The 21,601-nt window shown below is 71.4% G+C and carries 20 protein-coding genes and 2 tRNA genes; 14 read left to right on the top strand and 8 right to left on the bottom strand.

Annotated features, from left to right (window positions below; all coding sequences use genetic code 11):
* Positions 1–53: 53 nt before the first annotated feature.
* The 4 genes from ABT232_RS06710 to ABT232_RS06695 all read left to right on the top strand — a co-directional run bounded on the left by ABT232_RS06710 (position 54) and on the right by ABT232_RS06695 (position 4,011).
* Entirely contained in the window at positions 54–650 is a 597-nt protein-coding gene (locus ABT232_RS06710) for a M48 metallopeptidase family protein (protein WP_351836825.1), read from the top strand.
* 155 nt (positions 651–805) lie between these two features.
* Positions 806–2,545, top strand: coding sequence for a TerD family protein (locus tag ABT232_RS06705; RefSeq protein ID WP_351836823.1), 1,740 nt, complete (start codon positions 806–808; stop codon positions 2,543–2,545).
* 11 nt (positions 2,546–2,556) lie between these two features.
* On the top strand, positions 2,557–3,237 hold the full coding sequence (locus ABT232_RS06700) for an AIM24 family protein (protein WP_351836821.1): 681 nt from the start codon (positions 2,557–2,559) through the stop codon (positions 3,235–3,237).
* Between the two features lie 18 nt (positions 3,238–3,255).
* Positions 3,256–4,011: an AIM24 family protein gene (locus ABT232_RS06695; RefSeq protein ID WP_351836818.1), complete on the top strand. Its 756-nt coding sequence runs from the start codon at positions 3,256–3,258 to the stop codon at positions 4,009–4,011.
* Positions 4,012–4,062: 51 nt separating this feature from the next.
* Here the strand turns inward: ABT232_RS06695 and ABT232_RS06690 are convergent, their stop codons facing one another.
* Positions 4,063–4,599: an NUDIX hydrolase gene (locus tag ABT232_RS06690; RefSeq protein WP_351836816.1), complete on the bottom strand. Its 537-nt coding sequence runs from the start codon at positions 4,597–4,599 to the stop codon at positions 4,063–4,065.
* Entirely contained in the window at positions 4,596–6,077 is a 1,482-nt protein-coding gene (locus ABT232_RS06685) for a zinc-dependent metalloprotease (RefSeq protein ID WP_351836813.1), read from the bottom strand. The genes ABT232_RS06690 and ABT232_RS06685 overlap by 4 nt, the downstream gene beginning before the upstream one ends.
* Before the next feature lie 194 nt (positions 6,078–6,271).
* Here ABT232_RS06685 and ABT232_RS06680 point away from each other — a divergent pair, with 194 nt between their 5' ends.
* From ABT232_RS06680 to ABT232_RS06665, 4 genes are all read left to right on the top strand, one after another.
* Positions 6,272–7,384, top strand: a complete 1,113-nt coding sequence (locus ABT232_RS06680; RefSeq protein WP_351836812.1) for an SDR family oxidoreductase — start codon at positions 6,272–6,274, stop codon at positions 7,382–7,384.
* Between the two features lie 105 nt (positions 7,385–7,489).
* Complete coding sequence (locus ABT232_RS06675) at positions 7,490–7,951, top strand: molybdenum cofactor biosynthesis protein MoaE (RefSeq protein ID WP_351836809.1); 462 nt, start codon at positions 7,490–7,492, stop codon at positions 7,949–7,951.
* Positions 7,952–8,078: 127 nt separating this feature from the next.
* Positions 8,079–8,243, top strand: coding sequence for a hypothetical protein (locus tag ABT232_RS06670; protein ID WP_351836807.1), 165 nt, complete (start codon positions 8,079–8,081; stop codon positions 8,241–8,243).
* Between the two features lie 53 nt (positions 8,244–8,296).
* Positions 8,297–9,394: a YlbL family protein gene (locus ABT232_RS06665; protein ID WP_351836804.1), complete on the top strand. Its 1,098-nt coding sequence runs from the start codon at positions 8,297–8,299 to the stop codon at positions 9,392–9,394.
* A gap of 70 nt (positions 9,395–9,464) precedes the next feature.
* Here the strand turns inward: ABT232_RS06665 and ABT232_RS06660 are convergent, their stop codons facing one another.
* Positions 9,465–10,010: a PPA1309 family protein gene (locus tag ABT232_RS06660; protein ID WP_351836802.1), complete on the bottom strand. Its 546-nt coding sequence runs from the start codon at positions 10,008–10,010 to the stop codon at positions 9,465–9,467.
* Between the two features lie 162 nt (positions 10,011–10,172).
* On the opposite strand from ABT232_RS06660, the gene ABT232_RS06655 reads away from it, so the two are divergent.
* The 4 genes from ABT232_RS06655 to ABT232_RS06640 all read left to right on the top strand — a co-directional run bounded on the left by ABT232_RS06655 (position 10,173) and on the right by ABT232_RS06640 (position 15,507).
* Positions 10,173–13,145, top strand: a complete 2,973-nt coding sequence (locus ABT232_RS06655) for a UPF0182 family membrane protein (RefSeq protein ID WP_351836914.1) — start codon at positions 10,173–10,175, stop codon at positions 13,143–13,145.
* A gap of 43 nt (positions 13,146–13,188) precedes the next feature.
* Positions 13,189–13,262, top strand: a tRNA-Met gene (locus ABT232_RS06650).
* 206 nt (positions 13,263–13,468) lie between these two features.
* Positions 13,469–15,349 (top strand): tetratricopeptide repeat protein, encoded by a 1,881-nt coding sequence (locus tag ABT232_RS06645; RefSeq protein WP_351836799.1) that lies wholly within the window; start codon positions 13,469–13,471, stop codon positions 15,347–15,349.
* 84 nt (positions 15,350–15,433) lie between these two features.
* Positions 15,434–15,507, top strand: a tRNA-Met gene (locus ABT232_RS06640).
* Between the two features lie 155 nt (positions 15,508–15,662).
* Here the strand turns inward: ABT232_RS06640 and ABT232_RS06635 are convergent.
* A complete protein-coding gene (locus ABT232_RS06635) occupies positions 15,663–16,079 on the bottom strand; it encodes a Fur family transcriptional regulator (RefSeq protein ID WP_351836797.1) in 417 nt (138 codons plus the stop codon).
* Between the two features lie 153 nt (positions 16,080–16,232).
* On the opposite strand from ABT232_RS06635, the gene ABT232_RS06630 reads away from it, so the two are divergent.
* Positions 16,233–17,687: a catalase gene (locus ABT232_RS06630; RefSeq protein ID WP_351836794.1), complete on the top strand. Its 1,455-nt coding sequence runs from the start codon at positions 16,233–16,235 to the stop codon at positions 17,685–17,687.
* A 122-nt stretch (positions 17,688–17,809) separates the two neighbouring features.
* Here ABT232_RS06630 and ABT232_RS06625 read toward each other — a convergent pair whose 3' ends face one another.
* Both ABT232_RS06625 and hisN read right to left on the bottom strand, forming a co-directional pair.
* A complete protein-coding gene (locus ABT232_RS06625; protein WP_351836791.1) occupies positions 17,810–18,247 on the bottom strand; it encodes a CBS domain-containing protein in 438 nt (145 codons plus the stop codon).
* 169 nt (positions 18,248–18,416) lie between these two features.
* The gene (gene hisN, locus ABT232_RS06620) at positions 18,417–19,217 is read right to left on the bottom strand and encodes a histidinol-phosphatase (protein WP_351836788.1); all 801 of its coding nucleotides are present in this window, start codon (positions 19,215–19,217) and stop codon (positions 18,417–18,419) included.
* A 197-nt stretch (positions 19,218–19,414) separates the two neighbouring features.
* Here hisN and ABT232_RS06615 point away from each other — a divergent pair, with 197 nt between their 5' ends.
* Complete coding sequence (locus ABT232_RS06615; protein WP_351836785.1) at positions 19,415–20,023, top strand: TetR/AcrR family transcriptional regulator; 609 nt, start codon at positions 19,415–19,417, stop codon at positions 20,021–20,023.
* A 142-nt stretch (positions 20,024–20,165) separates the two neighbouring features.
* On the opposite strand, the gene ABT232_RS06610 is transcribed toward ABT232_RS06615, so the two are convergent.
* The gene (locus ABT232_RS06610) at positions 20,166–20,489 is read right to left on the bottom strand and encodes a DMT family transporter (RefSeq protein ID WP_351836783.1); all 324 of its coding nucleotides are present in this window, start codon (positions 20,487–20,489) and stop codon (positions 20,166–20,168) included.
* An 89-nt stretch (positions 20,490–20,578) separates the two neighbouring features.
* Entirely contained in the window at positions 20,579–21,589 is a 1,011-nt protein-coding gene (gene rsgA / locus ABT232_RS06605) for a ribosome small subunit-dependent GTPase A (RefSeq protein ID WP_351836781.1), read from the bottom strand.
* Positions 21,590–21,601 lie beyond the last annotated feature (12 nt).

Below are 21,601 nucleotides of genomic sequence, written 5' to 3'. Positions count from 1 at the left end.
GAACCGCCCCCGGAGCCGGGACTTCCCCCCGGCACAACCGGTAACGTCGGGGCGTGCCCGCCGACCCACTGCAGAGCGCCGGAACCCCACAGCGCGGCGCGACGAGCCAGCCGCCCGGCGGCCCGGGGGCGAGCCCGATCGAGGTGCGCCGCAGCACCCGCCGGCGCAGGACGGTGTCCGCGTACCGCGAGGGCGACCGCACCATCGTGCTCATCCCGGCCCGGATGTCCGAGGCCGAGGAGCAGCGCTGGGTGAACGTCATGCTCGCCAAGCTGGCCGCCCAGGAGAGCAGGCGCGCCCCGGGCGACGCCGAGCTGACCGAGCGCGCCGAGCGGCTGTCGGCCCAGTACTTCGAGGGCCGGGCCCGGCCCGCCTCGGTCCGCTGGGTCACCAACCAGAGCACCCGCTGGGGGTCGTGCACCCCCGCCGAGGGCAGCATCCGCCTCTCCCACCGGCTCCAGGGCATGCCGGAGTACGTCGTCGACTACGTGCTCCTCCACGAACTGGCCCATCTCCTGGTGCCCGGTCACGGGCCGCGCTTCTGGCGGCTGCTGGAGGCCTACCCGCGCACCGAGCGGGCCCGGGGCTACCTCGAAGGCGTGGTGGCGGCCGAGCGGCTGCCCCATCTGCCCGGCGCGCGCGGGGAGTGACCCGCACCGCGCGGTGCGTGACCGGCCCGCGCGCGGTCTCCGGCACCGCTCGGCGGAGGTTCTGTACCGGCTCTGTACCGACTGCGTCCGTTGTCGGACTTTGCCGTTAGCCTGGCGCGACGCACTCACATCGGGATGGGGGACGGTCGTAACGCATGGCCAGGGAATTCCAACGGGGCCACAAGGCCCGGATCAGTGACCTCACCGCGGGCACGGATCTGTACGTAGGTGTGCAGATCTCCGCCCCCGGACTGAGCTTCGACATCAGCTGCTTCGGGCTCGACGCCGACGAACGGCTCTCCGACGACCGGTACTTCGTCTTCTTCAACCAGCCGAAGACCCCCGAGGAGGCCGTGCAGCTGCTCGGCGCCCAGGCGGGGGACACGGAGTCCTTCCGGGTCACGCTCGACCGGATCCCGCCGCAGATCCACAAGCTGTCCTTCACGGCGACGATCGACGGCGCCGGACAGATGTCGCAGGTGAATCCCGGATACCTCCGGATCGTCGCGGGCGGCGAGGAGGTGGCCCGGTACTCCTTCAGCGGTGCGGAGTTCTCCACCGAACGTGCCGTGATGCTGGGCGACTTCTACCTCAAGGACGTCTGGCGGTTCGCTGCCGTCGGACAGGGCTTCGACGGCGGCCTCGAGGCGCTGCTCAGGAACTTCGGCGGCGAGGTCCTCGAAGAGGAGGCCCCGGCACCGCAGCAGGCCCCGCCCGCCGCCAGCCCCGGTTTCGCCCCGCCCGCCTTCGGCGCCCCGGCCGCCCCGGCACCCGCACCCGCACCCGCGCCTGCCCCAGCACCCGCTCCCGCTCCCGCGCCCGCCCCGGCACCCGCTCCGCAGCCCGCCGCGCAGGGCTTCGCGCCCCCGCCGGGAGCCACACCGCCCCCGGCCCCGGCACCGGCGCCCCAGATGCACGCCCAGCCGACCATCGTCGCGCCCATGACGCCGCCCGGCGGCACCGTCCCGCCGCCCGCCCCGGCCCCGACGCCGCCCTACGGCCAGCCCGCCCCGCAGCAGCCCTACGGCCAGCCGCCCCAGCAGCAGCCGTACGGCCAGGCCGCGCCCGCCGCCCCGATGCCGCCCGGCTACGCCCAGCAGGCACCGCAGGCACCGCACGCGCCCCAGGCGCCGATGCCGCCCGGCTACGGCCAGCAGCCCCCCTTCGCCCAGGCCCCCGGCCAGCCCGCGCCGTACGGCGCCCCGCAGGGCATGCCCCAGGGCGGCGGGCAGGCGCCCGGCGTCGCGGCCGCACTGCAGCAGTTCAAGGAGTCGCCCACCGGGCAGCGCTGGACCCAGCAGAACAAGAAGATGGTCCGGGTCGACCTCGGCATCGGCGGTCAGCCGGTGCTCGCCCGCCAGGGCAGCATGGTGCTGTACCAGGGCAAGGTCGACTTCAGCTACAAGGGCGCCGGATTCGCCGGCCGCATCGCGGGCAACGCGACCGGCCAGGAGATGCAGCTGATGCGCTGCACCGGCCAGGGCCAGGTCTTCCTCGCCGACAACTCCACGATGCTTCACCCGATCGAGCTCCAGGGCGACGGCATCTGCGTCTCCGCGGAGAACGTGCTCGCCTTCGACGAGAGCCTCCAGTACGAGGTCCGGCGGATCGAGGGCCACGGCATCCCCGGCGGCGCGCTGTTCACCATGCAGTTCACCGGCGTCGGCACGATCGTCGTCAAGACCCACGGCACGCCCGTCGTGCTGCCGGTCACACCCACCACGTTCGCCGACTGCAACGCCGTGGTCGCCTGGTCGGCCGCCTCCCAGGTGGTCGTCTCCAGCCAGGTCCGGATGCGCCGCAACGCCTACCCCGGGGACACCGGCGAGAGCGTCAACCTCCAGTTCCGAGGCGCGCCCGGCAACTTCATCGTCGTCCAGCCGTACGAGGTCTGAGGGAGCCCGTCATGAACCAGCCGCTCGCGGGCTACGCTCCCGCACCCGTCGCCGCCCGCATGGACAACCACGGCAATCACATGCTGAAGGTCGCCATGCAGACCGGAAACGACCTCCTCGCGCGCGTGGGGTCGATGGTCGCCTATGAGGGGTTCATCCAGTACGAGCCCAACCCGCCGGCCGTGCGCCAGATCGCCCGCGACTGGGCCACCGGCGAGGGCGCGCCGCTGATGAAGTGCTCCGGCGACGGACTGCTCTACCTCGCCGACTACGGCGCCAACGTCGTCGTGATCAACCTCAACGGCGACGGCATCTCCGTCAACGCCACCAACCTGCTCGCCTTCGACGCGCACCTCACCTGGGGCGTGGAGCGGGTCAAAGGGCTGGCGAAGTTCGCCGGGCAGGGCCTGTGGAACACCAAGATCTCCGGGCAGGGCTGGGTCGCGCTGACCTCCCGGGGCAAGCCGATCGTCGTCGACTGCGGCGGCGGCGAGGACGAGACGTACGTCGACCCGGACGCGCTCGTCGCCTGGTCGCCGAACCTCAAGGTGAAGGGCAAGCGCAGCTTCAAGGCGCAGTCCCTGATCGGCCGGGGCAGCGGTGAGGCCTACCAGATGGCCTTCTCCGGCCAGGGCATCGTCGTCGTCCAGCCCAGCGAGGACAGCACCGACCGCCTCCGGGTCCGGGGCTGAGGGGGAGCCAGAAACGTCATGCAGAGCCCGCTTTTCGCCTACACCGACCAGCAGACCCAGGACCGCTGGGGCCTGCAGAACAAGCAGATGCTGCGCGTCACCCTGGAGGGCCACGACGACATCCTGGCCCGCAAGGGCACCATGGTCGCCTACCAGGGCCTCGTGGAGTTCGACGCGGAGTTCCAGAGCAACAGCCAGTCCCGCGATCGCGCCCGCACGGGCGAGGGCCTGGACCTGATGCGCTGCCACGGGCAGGGCACGGTCTACCTGGCCAACCTCAAGCAGCACGTCCATCTGGTGGACGTCGACCAGGACGGGCTCACCGTCGACAGCAGCTACGTCCTCGCCATGGACTCCTCGCTGCACCACGAGGTCATCGCCGTCGACAGCCTCTACGGCATCTCCGGCTCCGGGAAGTACCAGCTCAACATCACCGGCCGCGGCAAGGTCGCCCTGATGACCTCGGGCATGCCGCTGATGCTCCAGGTGACGCCGGACAAGTACGTCAACTGCGACGCCGACGCGATCGTCGCCTGGTCCACCGGGCTGCGGGTGCAGATGCAGGCCCAGACGCACTCCAGCGGCATCTGGCGGCGGCGCGGCAACACCGGCGAGGGCTGGGAGCTCAGCTTCATGGGTTCCGGGTTCGCGCTGGTCCAGCCGAGTGAACTGCTGCCGCCGCAGAACGCCCAGATCGGTTCGGGCATCGCCGCGCAGTACGGGATGGGCCAGCAGGGTGTCCGCGGGCAGAACCAGGGCAACGTCTGGAGCTGAGCCGGGAGAACCGGCAAGGGGTGACCGCCTGGGCGGTCACCCCTTACGCGTTCACAGCCTGGCCCGCGTCGCCTCCAGCAGCCGCACGACCGACTCGTCGGCCACGTCGGCCACCTCGTCGTAGGCGAACCAGCGCAGGTCCAAGGACTCGTCGCTGATCGCCTGGACCGCGTCCCACGGCGCCAGCACGGCGTACTGGACGTCGAAGTGGACGTGGCACGGCGGGGGGATCGGATGGCGGTCCAGGCGCACCGGGCCGCCCGGCAGCAGGGTCAGGCCCGCGACGCCGGACTCCTCCGTCGCCTCCCGCAGGGCCGCCGCCGCCAGCGAGACGTCCGCCGGCTCGCAGTGGCCGCCCATCTGGAGCCACATCCGCAGCTTGCGGTGGAGCGTGAGCAGCACCCGGCCCTGTTCCGGATCGACGACCAGGGCGCTCGCCGTGAGGTGACCGGCGTGACAGGCCTTCCACAGGCCGTCCGGATGGCCGGCGAGGTGGTCCAGATAGGCCTGGCGCAGTTCTTCCTGGCCCTCGGCCTGGCGGCCCTCGTACTCCTTCAGGACGAGGACCGCGTCGTCGTACAGGCTCACTCGGTGCCGTCACCCTCGCCGTCGTCGTCGGCCCGGGATCCGCCCTTGCCGTCGTCGTCCTCGGTGTCCTTGGCGTCCTTGTCCTTCTTCCGCAGGTCGGGCTTGCCCGCCGCCTCGCCGAGCATCTTGTCCCACTCGGAGAAGTCCATGTGCTCGCGGTGGACGAAACCGTCCGGGTCGTCCAGGTCGGTGGCCGTCGGCAGCATGTCCGGGTGCGACCACAGCGCGTCCCGGCCGTCCACGCCACGCGCGTCCGTGAGCGAGGCCCACAGGCGGGAGGCGTCGCGCAGCCGGCGCGGGCGCAGCTCAAGACCGATCAGCGTGGCGAACGTCTGTTCGGCCGGGCCGCCCGAGGCGCGGCGCCGCCGCAGGGTCTCGCGCAGGGCGTCGGCGGAGCTCAGGCGGGGCTTGGCGGCCGCGTGCACGACGGCGTCCACCCAGCCCTCCACCAGCGCCAGGGCGGTCTCCAGACGGGCCAGCGCCGCCTTCTGCTCCGGGGTGTCCTCCGGCTGGAACATGCCCTGCTGAAGCGCGTCCTGAAGCTGCTCCGGGTTCTGCGGGTCGAACTGGCCGACCACGTCCTCCAGCTTGGCGGTGTCGACCTTGATGCCGCGCGCGTAGCCGTCGACCGCGCCGAACAGGTGCGAGCGCAGCCACGGCACATGGGCGAAGAGACGCTGGTGGGCGGCCTCGCGCAGGGCGAGATACAGCCGCACCTCCTCCTTCGGGACACCGAGGTCCTTGCCGAAGGCCTCGATGTTCACCGGCAGCAGCGCGGCCCTGCCGGCCGGGCCGAGCGGCAGGCCGATGTCGGTGGAACCGACGACCTCGCCGGCCAGCACACCGACGGCCTGTCCGATCTGCGTGCCGAACATGGCGCCGCCCATCGAGCGCATCATGCCGATCAGCGGGCCGGCCATGGCCTGCATCTCCTCCGGCAGGACGTCGCCCATGGCGGTGCCGACGCGCTCGGCGACCGGGTCGACCAGTTCCTTCCAGGCGGGCAGGGTCGCCTCGACCCATTCCGCGCGGCTCCAGGCCACGGCGGAGGCGGCGCCGGACGGCAGGGAGGTGGCGTCGTCCAGCCACAGGTCGGCCAGGCGGACGGCCTCCTGGACCGCGGAACGCTCGGCGGGGCCGACGCTGGCGTCCTTGGTGCCGTCCGACGTGCCCTGGGAGACCGTCTGGCGGGCGATCTGCTTGGCCATGTCCCAGTTCACCGGGCCGCCCTCGTAGGAGAGCATCTGGCCCAGCTGCTGGAACGCGGCGCCCAGGTCGGTGGGGTTCAGGGAACCGAACATGGCAGCGAGCGGATTGTCCGCACCGCCTCCCAAGCCACCGGCGCCGGGCAGCGACCCGAAACCGAACGGGTTGGCCGGTCCCTGCCCACCGCCGCTCTGCTGGTCCTTCTTCTTGCCCTCGTCGCCGTTCTCCGGCTCCTCCGGCGGAAGGCCGAATCCGAATGGGGTGTCACTCACGGGATTCCTCGGCTGGTAAGGCCGCCGGTTCTTCACCCGACGGCACGACTGCCCGACAACACCACCCAGCGTAGACACCTGGGGCGGATCGGGCCTCGGTGCTTCGCCGACAGAGGGCCTGCGGCAGGATGGATGCCACCTGGTACGTACGCGTCCCTCGCGCTCGTATTGAAGACAACCGCTGGAGACACCCGGTGAGTTCCCCAGACCCGCAGGTTCGCGCAGCGCGAAACCACTCAACCTCTCCCGCCGCGCGCGGGCCCGTCGTCGCCGTCACCGGCGCCGCGTCCGGCGTCGGCGCGCTGCTCACCGCGCGGCTGGCCGCGTCGGAGGAGATCAAGCAGGTCATCGCCATCGACGAGCGGCGCGGCGAGTGCGCGGACGCGCAGTGGCACATTCTCGACGTACGCGATCCGGCCATCGCCGAGAAGCTGCGCGGTGCTGACGTCGTCGTGCATCTCGCGCTCGACCTCGACCTGGAGACCGATCCCGCCGCCCGGACGGCCTACAACGTCCGGGGGACACAGACCGTGCTCACCGCGGCCGCGGCGGCCGGGGTGCACCGCGCGGTGCTGTGCACCTCCGCGATGGTCTACGGGGCGCTCCCCGACAACGAGCTGCCGCTGTCCGAGGACGCCGAGCTGCGGGCCACCGCGGAGGCGACCGGCGTCGGCGACCTCCTGGAGGTCGAGCGGCTGGCCCGGCGGGCGCCCCGCGCGCACCCCGGGCTCAATGTCACCGTGGTGCGGCCCGCCGTGCTGGTCGGCGGCACCGACACCGCGCTGACCAGGTATTTCGAGTCGCCACGGCTGCTGGTGGTGGCCGGGTCGCGGCCCGCCTGGCAGTTCTGCCACGTCGACGATCTGTGCAGCGCTCTGGAGTACGCCGTCCTGGAGAAGGTCGACGGGGAACTCGCCGTCGGCTGCGACGGCTGGCTGGAGCAGGAAGAGGTCGAGGAGCTGAGCGGCATCCGGCGGATGGAGCTGCCCTCGGCGGTCGCGCTGGGCGCGGCGGCCCGGCTGCACCGGATCGGGCTGACGCCGTCCCCGGCCGGGGACCTGGCGTACACGATGTACCCCTGGGTGGTGAGCGGCAGCCGGCTGCACGACGCCGGGTGGCGTCCGCAGTGGACCAACGAGGAAGTGCTCGCCGAGCTCCTGGAGGAGGTCTCCGGGCGGCACACGGTGGCCGGGCGGCGGCTCGGCCGCAAGGACGCGACGGCGGCCGGGGCCGCCGGGGCGACGGTCGCCCTGCTGGGCGCGGCGGCCGTGGTGCGGCGGGCGCGCAAGGCCCGCCGGCGGATCTGAGACGGGCGGCGCCCGCCGCCGCTGTAGGAGGCTCCAAAGCAGTGGCCTCCGGCACGGGGGAAAGGGCTATTCCTTGTCGTCCGCGGGCTGAGGCACGATGGGGGTATGGCTGTCACGAACGATCACCCCGGTGAGCAGGGCGCTCAGGAGCCCATCAAGCTGATCGGCATCCGGGAAACGCCGCTCTCCCTGGACGAGGTCTTCCGCGCGGTGGGGGACGACGCCGCCGGGGGCACCGCGCTGTTCGTGGGGACCGTGCGCAACCACGACGGCGGCGCGGACGTCGACGAGCTGGGCTACTCCTGCCATCCGAGCGCCGAGGCGGAGATGCGGCGGATCGCGGAGAAGGTCGTCGCCGACTTCCCGGTGCGCGCGCTGGCCGCGGTGCACCGCGTGGGCGACCTGCGGGTCGGCGACCTCGCCGTCGTCGTCGCCGTGTCGTGCCCGCATCGCGGTGAGGCCTTCGAGGCCTGCCGCAAGCTGATCGACGACCTCAAGCACGAGGTGCCGATCTGGAAGCACCAGCGGTTCTCCGACGGCACCGAGGAGTGGGTCGGCGCCTGCTGACCGGCGCTCCACCCCGGTGTCGACCTCCGGTTGCGTAACCGCACCCCTGGCGTGAGCGTTGTCAGTGCGGATGGTTAATCTGCTGATCAGTCAGTTGCGGACGCCTACGTGGGGTTGGGAGGTCGGCATGGCGGCGCTCGCCTGGTTGCTGATTCCGCTTGTGGCTGCGATCGGCGCGGGCCTGTGGGGCGTGTGGGCCAACAGGACCCGCAAGGCGCGCAGTGACGGACCCGAGCTCGACGGGTACGCCCGGTTCCGCGCGGCCATGGAGAAGTCCCACTCGGGCAGCTGACCGCGGGGCCGCCCTGACGGTGTGCTGACAGAGGCGTCCCGTACTGTCGAGGCATGCCACGCCGCACCGCGACGCTGCTCGCCTCCACCCTGATGCTGATCGCGCTCCTGTGCGCGGGGGTCCTCATCCCCGTGCCGTACTCCGAGATGTCCCCGGGGCCGACGGTCAACACGCTGGGCGAGCACGACGGCGAGCCGGTGCTCCAGATCTCCGGGCGCAAGACGTATCCGACGAGCGGCCACCTCAACATGACCACCGTCCGCGTCACCAGCGCCGACTACCGGATGAACCTGGTCGAGGCCGTCTACGGCTGGCTGGCGCACGACAACAAGGTCGTGCCGCACGACACGCTCTACCCGGACGGCAAGACCGAGGAGGAGTCCACCCAGGAGAACGCCGAGGAGTTCAGCCAGTCCCAGGAGAGCGCCAAGGTCGCCGCCCTGAAGGAGCTGGACGTCCCGGTGGAGTCCTGGGTGATCGTCTCGACCGTGGTGAAGGGCTCCCCGGCCGAGGGCAGACTGCACGCGGGCGATGTGATCAAGGCGGTCGACGGTACGACGGTGAAGGAGCCGGCGGACGTCGCCGAGCTGGTCACCAAGCACCAGCCGGGTGAACCGGTGCGCTTCACGATCGTGCCGGCCAAGGAGCAGGCCGCCGCCGAGAAGGAGAAGCGGGCGCCGGTGAAGACCGAGAACATCACCATCACCACGGCGGCCTCCGACGACAGCGGCGACAGGCGCGCCATCGTCGGGATCTCGGCGGGCACCGACCACACCTTCCCGTTCACCATCGACATCAAGCTGGCCGACGTGGGCGGCCCGAGCGCGGGTCTGATGTTCGCGCTGGGCATCTACGACAAGCTCACCCCGGGCGATCTCACCGGCGGCAGGTTCGTCGCCGGCACCGGCACCATCGACGACGCCGGCAAGGTCGGCCCGATCGGCGGCGTGGAGATGAAGACGGTCGGCGCGCGGAACAAGGGGGCCGAGTTCTTCCTGACGCCCGCCGACAACTGCGCGAGCGCCGCCAAGGACACCCCCGAGGGCCTCACCCTGGTCAAGGTGGACACCATCGACGACGCCCTGGACGCCCTCGAGGACATCCGCGGCGGGAACACCGCCGACCTGCCGAAGTGCACGGCCAAGGGCTGACCGGCCCGCCGCCCGGCACGGCCGGGGCGCCCCGCGCCGCGCGGGCGCCCCACCGCCGTGACCGGACCTCTCAGTCCGCGAAGGTCGCCGTCAGCGCCTCGGCCAGTCCGGGCACCAGGTCCGAGCCGGTCAGCACCTCGGTCGGCGAGTCCTTCTCCCGCAGCCGCAGAGCGGACTCGCGCGAGCCGTCCCGCAGGACGGCGACCGTCATACGGACCTCCTGGCGTTCGGGGTGACGGGCCACCCACCGGGTGAGCGCGGCCTCGTCGAGGTCCTTGGGAACCTGGGCCTCCGCGGACGGCGGCAGCATCAGGCGCTCCACGGTCAGCGCGCAGCCGACCACGGCGTCGGGCCAGGCGATGGTGCCCAGGAACTCGTCGAGCGGCTTGTCCGAGGGGATTTCGTCCTGCTCGATCGGGGTGAGGGCGGTGCTGTTCTCCTGCTCGTCCCCCAGGCCGAGCTGCGCCGCGAGGGAGGGCTCCTGGGCCCGCAACCGCGCGGTGTCTACAAGGGCGAAAAGGCGGGCGGGCTGGTCCCAGCCGAGGCCGGAGACGTACTCGTCGATCTCGAGCACGGCCCGGGTGAGCGGGCTCGCCGCCATGGGAGTGTTGGACATGGTCACAATCCTGCCTCGTTCCCGGCCCGAATCGGGAACCGAGTAAAGCGTGAGTAAGTTGCATAGGTGAGGGCCTACGATCACGGGGCCCCGGGACGGCCCACGAAAACGGGGGCCTGACAGACCAACAGCGAACTTCGAGGTGCCACCTTGGCTTTCCAGATGCCGGACCGCGGCGGAGGCCCGACGGGGCCACGGATCAGAGTGGGCCGCCCGTCCCGGCGTGTCCGGACCCTGCTCATGACGCTGGGCGTCCTTGCCGTCCTCGGCATGGCGTTCACCATGTTCGCGGGTTTCTGGACCGACTGGCTCTGGTACCGCTCGGTGAACTACTCGTCCGTCTTCACCACCACCCTGTGGACCAAGATCGGACTCTTCTTCGTCTTCGGCCTGCTGATGGCGTTGGCGGTCGGCTTCAACATCTGGCTGGCGCACCGGCTGCGGCCGCCGCTGAGCGCGATGTCGATGGAGCAGCAGAGCCTCGACCGCTACCGGATGGGCATCGCGCCGTACAAGAAGTGGCTGCTGCTCGGGATCACCGCCCTGGTGGGGCTGATCGCCGGCGCCTCCGCTTCGGGTCAGTGGCGGACCTGGCTGATGTGGGTCAACGGCGTGCCCTTCGGGCAGAAGGACCCGCAGTTCCACCTGGACGTCAGCTTCTACGCCTTCGACCTGCCCTGGTACCGGTTCCTGCTCGGCTTCGGCTTCGCCGCCGCGATCCTCTCCGTGATCGCCGCCGCGCTCACCCACTACCTGTACGGCGGGCTGCGCGTCACCAGCCCGGGTGCGCGCGCCACGGCCGCCGCCACCGGCCACCTGTCGGTGCTGATCGGCATCTTCGTGGCGCTGAAGGCGGTCGCGTACTGGCTCGACCGGTACGGCCTCGCGGTCAAGTCCAGCGACTTCAAGGCCACGGACAACTGGACCGGCCTGAGGTACGTCGACGCCAACGCCTATCTGCCGGCCAAGACGATCCTGTTCTGCATCGCCGTCATCTGCGCCCTGCTGTTCTTCGCCACCCTGTGGCGGCGCACCTGGCAGCTGCCCGTCATCGGCTTCGGCCTGATGGTGCTGTCGGCGATCCTCATCGGCGGTCTGTACCCGGCGATCGTCCAGAAGTTCCAGGTCCAGCCGAACGAGCAGGCCAAGGAAGCGCCGTACGTCGAGAAGAACCTCGCGGCCACGCGTGAGGCCTACGGCATCGACGGGACGAAGGTCAGCGACTACGCGGGCACCAGCAAGACCGAGGACAAGACGCAGCTGCGTGACGACGCGGACGGCGCGGCGAGCATCCGGATCATGGACCCGAACATCGTCTCGCCGACGTTCCAGCAGCTCCAGCAGATGCGTAACTACTACGCGTTCCCGACCAACCTGGACGTCGACCGCTACAGCGAGGACGGCAAGGACCAGGACACGGTCATCGGTCTGCGCGAGCTGAACCTGGCCGGCATCCCGAAGAAGAACTGGATCAACAACCACTTCCGCTACACCCACGGCTACGGCGTGGTCGCCGCCAAGGGCACCACCGCCGACGCCGAGGGCCGCCCGGTCTTCACCGAGTCCGACCTGCCGTCGCAGGGCGACCTCGGGACGTACCAGCAGCGGGTGTACTACGGCGAGAAGACCACCACGTACTCGATCGTCGGCGGTCCCCAGAAGGAGATCGACTACTCCGACGACAGCGGTGAGAAGACCTACAGCTACGAGGCCAAGAGCGGGGTCAACCTCTCCAGCCCGGTCAACCGGGCCGCGTACGCGGTGGCGTTCAACGAGCCGCAGATCCTCTACTCCGGTGCCATCGGCGAGGGTTCGCGGATCCTGTACAACCGCACGCCGAAGGAGCGCGTCGAGGCGGTCGCCCCGTGGCTGACCATCGACGGCGACGCCTACCCGGCGGTCGTGGACGGCAAGATCCAGTGGATCGTCGACGCCTACACGACGACGAACGGCTACCCCTACGCCTCCCGGACGACCCTCGGCGACACCACCGCCGACTCGCTGACCGCGACCAACGACTCCCGCGCGGTGGTCGCCCAGCAGAACCAGGTCAACTACATCCGCAACTCGGTCAAGGCGACCGTCGACGCGTACACCGGTGAGATCAAGCTCTATCAGTGGGACACCAAGGACCCGGTCCTCAAGACCTGGATGAAGGCGTTCCCGGACACGGTGGAGCCGAAGAGCGCCATCTCCGAGTCGCTGATGGCCCATCTGCGCTACCCGCAGGACCTGTTCAAGGTCCAGCGCGAGCTGCTGACCCGCTACCACGTGAAGGACGCCGAGACGTTCCTCAGTGGCAGCGAGGTCTGGCAGGTGCCGGACGACCCGACCAACAAGACGGGCGACGCGGTTCCGCCGTACTACCTGAGCATGAAGATGCCCGACCAGCAGGAGCAGGCGTTCTCGCTGACGACCACCTTCACGCCCAACGGCCGGGACAACCTGAGTGCGTTCATGGCGGTCGACGCCGAGGCCGGCACCGACGGCTACGGCCAGATCAGAATCCTGAAACTGCCGACGAGCACCACGGTCTCCGGACCCAAGCAGGTGCAGAGCCAGTTCAACTCCGAACAGGACATCGCCGAGTCGATCAGGCTGCTGAGAGGCGGCGACTCGGAGGTGGAGTACGGCAACCTGCTGACGGTGCCGCTGGACGGCGGGCTGCTCTACGTGGAGCCGGTCTACGTCCGCGGTGGCGGGCTCAAGTACCCGCTGCTGCGCAAGGTGCTGGTGACGTACGGCGGCAACACCGCGTTCGAGGACACCCTCGAGGAAGCCCTCAACAAGGTGTTCGGCGCGGAGGGTTCGGCGCCCCGGCCACCGGAGGAGGAGGACGGCGACACCACGCCGCCGCCGACCACCGGTGATCCGACGGTCGAGGACGCGCTCTCCGACGCCCAGAAGGCGTTCGAGGCCGGCCAGGAAGCCCTCCAGAAGGGCGACTGGGAGGCCTACGGCCGGGCGCAGGCGGACCTCGAGGACGCGCTGAAGCGGGCCGAGGAGGCTCAGTCGCAGGCAGACGGCACCGGCGGTGACACCGGCGGTGACAACGCCGGGGACGGCGACGGTGGCGGTGACGGTGGCGGGGAGAGCGGCGCCACCGGTGGTCCCAGCCCCAGCCCCAGTAGCTGAGCGAATGCTCCCCTCGCGCCGTGGTACGGTTGACACACAACGGCGCGGGGTGGAGCAGCTCGGTAGCTCGCTGGGCTCATAACCCAGAGGTCGCAGGTTCAAATCCTGTCCCCGCTACTGAAAGACGAAGGCCCGGATCCTCAAGGATCCGGGCCTTCGTCTGTGTGCGAACTCATGTGCCGGTCCGCGCGATCGCCGTGCCGCCGTGGGGAGTTGGGCGATCTGTGTTTGACTTGTCTCTCTGTGGGCATGTCGACAAAACGCTGAAGTGACCTCACTGGCTGCGGTATACCAGGTGTACCCGGGTTGCGGGTGGTGCGACGATGGACGTTATGGGGGACATGGCAACTCTGTTCGAGACAGGGCGGTTTGTGCAACCTTCCGGCCAGGAGGAGACCCGCGACGAGGCCGGTGAGGCTGCCGAGGAGGCCCGGCAGCGGCTCGCCGCGGAGGCCGGCGACGCCGAGGCGATGAGCGTTCTCGGGGCCATGCTGCTGCGCCGCGGAGATCTCGACGGAGCCGAACCCCATCTGCGGGCCGCCACCGCGGCCGGGGACCGCGCCGCCGCGAACAACCTGGGAGTCCTCCTCCATCAGCGGGGCTACCCGGACGAGGCCGCCGGATGGTGGCGGATCGCCGCCGTCGCCGGGTCCGCCGCGGCGGCGCACGCGCTCGGCAGACACCACCGCGAGCGCGGTGACGAGCCCGCCGCCGAGTACTGGCTGCGCCAGTCCGCGGAGCAGGGCCACGCGCTGGGCGCGTACGCGCTCGCCGACCTGCTGGAGCACCGCGGGAGCGACGAGGCCGAGAAGTGGATGCGCGCCGCCGCCGAGCGGGGCCACCGCGAGGGCGCCTACCGGCTGGCGCGGGCCCTTGACCGGCGGGCTGCCGGCACGGGGGAGGCCGACGGTGACAACGGTGTCGCGACCGGGGCGGGTGTCGCCGGTGCCGCGGGCGCCGTGGCCGGCGGTGCGGGTGCCGGGATCCGGGCCGGGGCGGTGGAGGAGGCCGAGCAGTGGTACCGGCAGGCCGCCGCGCGCGGCCACCGGCGGGCCGCGCTGTACCTCGGGGCGATCCTGGAGCGGCGCGGGGAGCTGAAGGAGGCCGGGCGCTGGTACCTGACCTCCGCCAAGGACGGGGAGGCCCGTGCCGCCTGCGCGCTCGGCTTCCTGCTGCGGGACGCCGGGGACGAGGAGAGCGCCGCCGTGTGGTGGCTGCGGGCCGCGCAGGAGGGCGACGGCAACGCGGCCAACGCGCTGGGCGCGCTGCACGCCGAGCGCGGGCAGACGCAGACCGCGGAGCGGTGGTACCGCGCGGCGATGGACGCCGGCGATGTGAACGGCGCCTACAACCTCGCGCTGCTCTGCGTCGAGCAGGGACGGACCGCGCAGGCCGAGCAGTGGTACCGGCGGGCCGCGTACGCCGGGCACCGGGAGGCGGCGAACGCGCTGGCCATCCTGCTGCTCCAGGGTGGCGACGAGACCGGCGCCGAGCCGTGGTTCTCCAAGGCCGCCGAGGCCGGCAGCGTGGACGCCGCGTTCAACCTGGGGATCCTCTACGCCGGGCGGGGCGAGGACGCCGCCGCCCTGCGGTGGTACGAGCGGGCGGCGGCCGCCGGGCACACCGAGGCGGCCCTCCAGGTCGGGATCGCCCGGCTGCGGGACGGCGACGAGCAGGAGGCCGAGCGGCATCTGCGGTGCGCGGCCGGCGGCGGCAGCGCGGAGGCCGCGTACCGGCTGGCGGCGGTGCTGGACGCCCGGCAGCCGGCCGGGGCGGGGCCGGAGCTGGGGGAGCCGGTGCACCGGCGGACCGAGTGCGAGGAGTGGTACGAGCGGGCGGCGTCCCAGGGGCACCGGCGCGCGCAGGTGCGGGTCGGGATGCTGGCGGCGGCGCGCGGGGACGTCGTCGAGGCGGCCCGGTGGTACCGGGAGGCGGCCGAGGCGGGCTCGCGCAACGGGGCGTTCAACCTGGGTCTGCTGCTGGCCCGGGAGGGGAGCGAGCCGGAGGCGGTGGTCTGCTGGAAGCGCGCCGCCGACGACGGGCACGGACGGGCGGCGCTCCGGCTCGCCCTGGTCTACGCGCGTCGCGGTGAGCTGGTGGAGGGCCAGCGCTGGGCCGATCTCGCGGTGCGCCTCGGCCCGGCCGAGGTGGCCGAGCGGGCGGCGCGGCTGCGGGACGCGCTGCGGGAGGAACTGTCCGCGTGAGGGCTCGCGCGAGGTGCGGCGAGTGTGCGAGAGAGAAGGGATTTGCTTCCGGCGGCAGGGTTGACGTAGTGTTCCATTCATCGACGCGGGGTGGAGCAGCTCGGTAGCTCGCTGGGCTCATAACCCAGAGGTCGCAGGTTCAAATCCTGTCCCCGCTACTGAAGGCCGAGGGCCGGAATCCGAAAGGGTTCCGGCCCTCGGTGCGTTTGCGGATTCACCGGCGTGACCGTGACGAGGCGCCGAGGGGTACGAGAAAGGCCCTGACGATCGTCAGGGCCTTCTTCCGTGTGCGTGGCGTGTGCCGTGCGGCGCGCTACGCCGCCGTGCAGTTCGGGCAGATGCCGCGGTACGTCACCTCGACGTCCGACACCGTGAAGCCGAAGCGCTCCGAGTCGGGGAGGTCCGCCAGCGGGTTGCCGACGGGGTGGACGTCACGGATGGAACCGCACTGGGCGCAGACCAGGTGGTGGTGCGGCCGGTGTGCGTTCGGGTCGTACCGCTTGGCGCGCTTGTCGGTGCTGACCTCGATGACCTCGCCGAGGGAAACCAGCTCGCCGAGGGTGTTGTAGACGGTCGCCCGGGAGATCTCGGGCAGCTTCGCGACGGCTCGGGCATGGACCTCGTCGGCAGTGAGGTGCACGTGCTCGCCGTCGAGGACCTCGGCCACCACGCGCCGCTGCGCGGTCATCCGCCATCCGCGTCCGCGCAGCCGATCAAGAAGGTCGCTCATGGAGACCAGCCTAACAGCAAGGGACCTGAGTCCCGAATGGGTGTGATTTTGGAGTCTTCCTGGAGTTGGAGACTCACTTGACTTAGACAATGTCCATTGTAGGATCGAGCTCGGCATTAGCCAAGGACAGGCAAGACCACGAAGGGCGCGGAAGTGACTCAGGGACCGCTCACCACCGAAGCCGGTGCTCCGGTAGCCGACAACCAGAACAGCGAGACCGCGGGCGTCGGCGGCCCCGTGCTCGTCCAGGACCAGCTCCTCCTGGAGAAGCTGGCCCACTTCAACCGCGAGCGCATCCCGGAGCGTGTGGTGCACGCCCGCGGCGCCGGTGCCTACGGCACCTTCACGGTGACCGCCGACGTCACGAAGTACACGCGGGCCAAGTTCCTCTCCGAGGTCGGCAAGCAGACCGAGACCTTCCTGCGGTTCTCCACCGTGGCCGGCAACCTCGGTGCCGCCGACGCCGTGCGCGACCCGCGTGGCTGGGCGCTGAAGTTCTACACCGAGGAGGGCAACTACGACCTCGTCGGCAACAACACCCCCGTGTTCTTCATCCGCGACGCGATCAAGTTCCCGGACTTCATCCACACCCAGAAGCGCGACCCGTACACCGGTTCCACCGAGGCGGACAACGTCTGGGACTTCTGGAGCCTGTCGCCCGAGTCCACCCACCAGGTGACCTGGCTGTTCGGCGACCGCGGCATCCCCGCCTCGTACCGTCACATGGACGGCTTCGGCTCGCACACGTTCCAGTGGAACAACGAGGCCGGCGAGGTCTTCTGGGTCAAGTACCACTTCAAGACCGACCAGGGCATCAAGAACCTGACCCAGGCCGAGGCCAACAAGCTCGCCGGTGAGGACCCCGACTCCCACCAGCGCGACCTGCGCGAGGCCATCGAGCGCGGCGACTTCCCGTCCTGGACCGTGTACGTCCAGATCATGCCCGCGGCCGAGGCGGCGAACTACCGCTTCAACCCCTTCGACCTCACCAAGGTGTGGCCGCACGCGGACTACCCGCGCATCGAGATCGGCAAGCTGGAGCTCAACCGCAACCCGCAGAACGTCTTCGCGGAGGTCGAGCAGAGCATCTTCTCGCCCGCCCACTTCGTGCCGGGCATCGGTCCCTCCCCGGACAAGATGCTCCAGGGCCGGCTGTTCGCCTACGGCGACGCGCACCGCTACCGCGTCGGCATCAACGCCGACCACCTGCCGGTGAACCGTCCGCACGCCACCGAGGCGCGCACCAACTCGCGGGACGGCTTCCTGTACGACGGGCGCCACGGTGCCGCGAAGAACTACGAGCCGAACAGCTTCGGCGGCCCGCAGCAGACCGGCCGGCCGCTGTGGGAGCCGTTCGACGGCTTCACCGGCGGCACCGGCAACCACGCCACCCCGCGGCACGCCGAGGACGACGACTTCGTCCAGGCGGGCAACCTGTACCGGCTGATGAGCGCCGAGGAGCAGGAGCGGCTCATCGACAACCTGGCGGGCTTCATCGCCAAGGTCTCGCGCGAGGACATCATCGAGCGCGCGATCGGCAACTTCCGCAACGCGGACGCCGACTTCGGCAAGCGGCTGGAGGCCGCGGTCCAGGCCCTGCGCGGCTGAACGACCCACCAGCACTGGATCGCTTGTCGTGGACGGCGGGCCGGGTCCCCTCAGGGGCCCGGCCCGCCGGTGTTTCCGGGTGCTGTCAGGGTGTTTCCGGGTGCTGTCGGGGGTGGTCGGGGTCAGGCGGGGACGGGTGGGGCGGCGGTGGTCGTCGGGGCGGGGGAGGGCGTCGGGGCCTGCCGGCGCGGCGGGGCCCAGCAACGGAGGATGTCGCGGACGGAGACGATGCCGACCGGCTCGTCCCGGTCGAGCACGATGAGATGCCGGAAGCCGCCGTGCGCCATGGCGCGGGAGGCCTCCTCCAGGGTCCAGGCCGGAGCGGCGAAGACGACGTCGTTGGTGGTGTGGGCGTGCGCGAGTTCGGTGTCCGGGCTCTGGCCGAGCCCCACGGAGTTGAGGATGTCGCGTTCGGTGAGGATGCCGATTCCGCCGGCGTCGGGGTCGTGCACCAGGGCCGCGCCCACCCGACGGGCGGACATCAGGGCTGCGGCCTGGCGGAGGGTGTGGGTGGGGCCGATGGTGAGGACCACGGTGCTCATGGCGTCGCGGACGAGCATGGGCTGGAGCCACCTCCTTGGGAATCCCCCGGTTCCTGGAATCCCCGGTTCCCCGGTTCCGGGTTCGGTCCGGGACGGTTCTGGGATTGTTCAGGGATTCACAAATTCACAAGTGGGGGGACTCTCAGAGTGGCAGGCAAAGGGAGGGTCAACAAGGGGGCGCGGAAGCTCAGCGGCGCTGGTTCAGATGACCCAGCAGCTCGTCGTGGAGCAGGCCGTTCGACGCGGCCGCGTTGCCGCTGTCGACCCCCGGCCGGCCGTCCAGGCCGGTGAACGTGCCGCCGGCCTCCATGACGATGATCGCGTTCGCCGCCATGTCCCAGAGCGACAGCTCCGGTTCGGCGCACAGGTCGACCGAGCCCTCGGCCACCATCATGTACGGCCAGAAGTCGCCGTAGGCGCGGGTGCGCCAGACCTCGCGGGTCAGGTCCAGGAAGCCGTTCAGCCGGCCCTGCTCCTCCCAGCCGGAGAGCGAGGAGTACGCGAACGAGGCGTCGGAGAGCTTCGAGACGCGGGAGACATGCATGCGGGTGGCCTTCGACAGGCTGCGGCCGGTGAAGGCGCCGTGGCCCTTCGCCGCCCACCAGCGGCGGCCGAGCGCGGGGGCGGAGACCACGCCCACCACCGGCTGGTAGCCGCCCTCCCCGGCTTCCATCAGGGCGATCAGAGTGGCCCAGACGGGGACGCCGCGGACGTAGTTCTTGGTGCCGTCGATAGGGTCGACGACCCAGCGGCGGGGGCCGGTGCCCTCGATGCCGTACTCCTCGCCGAGGATCGCGTCCCGCGGGCGCGCGCGCTGGAGCTGCCCGCGGATGAGCTCCTCGGCGGCCTTGTCCGCCTCGCTGACCGGGGTCATGTCCGGCTTCGTCTCGACCTTGAGGTCGAGGGCCTTGAAGCGGTCCATGGTGGCGGCGTCCGCGGCGTCGGCGAGAACGTGGGCGAGGCGGAGGTCGTCGAGGTAGTCCGGCATATGAGGAACGGTATCCGGCGGGGCGGGGCCGGGGCCACACGGGGCCGGTGCGGGCTGTGCTGCGGAATGCGGCGCGGGGTGTGCGGCGGGCTTCGGCGGGGTGGTTCTCCCCGGTCATTTGTCCGTGCGGGAAGGGTTGACAGTGGTTTGGGGGGCGTCAAATCTGGGCGCAGGGTCGGTTCGGCGCGAGGGAGGCGATGATGCCTGCGGCGCGGGAGTCCTTGCTGGACGCCGCTTACACGGCGCTCGCGCGTCGGCCGTGGTCGGCGGTGCGGATGGTGGACGTGGCCGCGGCGGCCGGGGTGTCCCGGCAGACGCTGTACAACGAGTTCGGCAGCAAGGACGGGCTGGCCCGCGCGCTGGTGCGGCGGGAGGCGGACGGCTTCCTCGCCGGGGTCGAGCGGGTCCTCGCCACACCGGGGGACCTCCCGGACCGGCTGGCCGCCACCGCCGAGTGGACCGCTGCCGCCGCCCGGCGGAACGCCTTGGTCCGCGCCCTGTTCACGGGCTGCTGGAGCGAGCGGCTGCCCGCCCCGGTGCTCACCGCCGTACCGTCCACCTCGGCCGTGCCCGCGCAGCGGCGGGCGGACGGGCCGCTGCCGTCGCCCGGCGAGGTCGTGGTGATGGTGCGGGACCGGGCCGTCGCCGCGCTCGCGGGGCCCGGCGCGGATCAGGCGCAGGCCGACGAGCTGGGGCGGTCCTGCGAGCTGGTCGTCCGGCTGGCGCTGTCCTGCGTGGCGGCCCCGCCCGGCGAGGGCGGCGTCGCCGATCTGGTGCGCGGTGTGCTGCACCGCCAGCCGGCGTGAGGCGGGTGCACGGCGCGCGGCGGCGACAGGACGGGCAGCCTCAGCGCGGGCGGTTCGAGCAGCGCGGGCGGCCTCGGTGCGGGCTCGGGCGGGCTCGGGCGGCCTGGGGCGGCCCCGGCGGGCGGACGGCGGGCGGTCGGCCCTACTGCGCGGAGCCCGACAGCTGGAGACCGATCACGCCGATGATCACCAGGCTGATCGAGACGATCTTCAGGGTGGAGACGATGTCTCCGAGGAAGACCATGCCGTAGATCGCCGTACCGGCCGCGCCGATGCCGGTCCACACCGCGTACGCCGGGCCCACGTCGAGCTTCCTCAGGGACAGCGTCAGCAGTCCGAAGCTGCCGAGCGCGAAGACGCAGAAGGCGACGGTCGGCCAGAGCCGGGTGAATCCGTGCGAGAGCTTGAGGCAGACGGCGAAACCGGTTTCGAGCAACCCGGCCACGATGACCAGCAGCCACGCCATGTGCAGTCCTCCCGCTCTGGCCGAGCTTGCCTCCGGCTCGGTGCGATTATGCCCTTGCCGGACACCCGCCGGGACAAACAACGCGGAGGTCAGTCGCCCTCCCGGCGCTCCCGGGTGGCGAGCAGCCGGCGCAGCGAGTAGAGGCGGGCGGGGTCGGCGTGGCCCTCGGCCACCCAGGCGTCCAGCGCGCAGTCCGGCTCGTCGTGACTGCACGCGCGCGGGCAGCCCTCGGTGCCCGGCTGAAGGTCGGGGAAGGCGAGGATCACCCGGGACGGGTCGACGTGGTGGAGGCCGAAGGACCGCACGCCCGGGGTGTCGACCACCCAGCCGTCCGCGGCGGGCAGCGGGAGCGCGAGGGCGGAGGTCGTGGTGTGCCGGCCGCGGCCCGTCACCGCGTTCACATGGCCGGTCAGCCGCCGGCGCTCCTCCGCCACCAGCGCGTTGACCAGCGTCGTCTTGCCGACGCCGGAGTGCCCGACGAACGCGGTGATCTTGCCGCTCAGGTGCTCGCGCACCCGGTCCGCCGCGCCGCCGTTCTCCAGCTCGTCGCGGCTGGTGACGACGTACGGGATGTCGAGGTCGCCGTACAGCTCCAGCAGCTTGTCCGGCGGGGCGAGGTCCGACTTCGTCATCACCAGCAGCGGGGTCAGACCGCCGTCGAACGCGGCGACCAGACAGCGGTCGATCAGCCGCGGGCGCGGCTCCGGGTCGGCGAGGGCGGTGACGATGGCCAACTGGTCGGCGTTGGCGACGACCACCCGCTCGTACGGGTCGTCGTCGTCGGCGGTGCGGCGCAGCACCGAGCTGCGCTCGTCGATGCGGACGATCCGCGCGAGGGTGTCCTTCCTGCCGGACATGTCACCGACCAGGGCCACCCGGTCGCCGACCACGGCCGCCTTGCGGCCCAGTTCCCTGGCCTTCATCGCGAGGACCGTGCGGTCCTCGACGAGGCAGGTCAGGCGGCCCCGGTCGACGGTGAGGACCATGCCCTCGGCGGCGTCCTCGTGCTTGGGCCGGATGTTGGTGCGCGGCCGGTTGCCCTTGCGATTGGGGCGGCTGCGGATGTCGTCCTCGTCGGTGTGCTTGCCGTAGCGGCGCATGACTTTTCCCCG

It is taken from the genome of Streptomyces sp. NPDC001532, assembly GCF_040298625.1.
Classification (GTDB): domain Bacteria; phylum Actinomycetota; class Actinomycetes; order Streptomycetales; family Streptomycetaceae; genus Streptomyces.
Note: the sequence above shows the minus strand (reverse complement) of the source record. Positions and strands in the feature narration are given on the sequence as shown.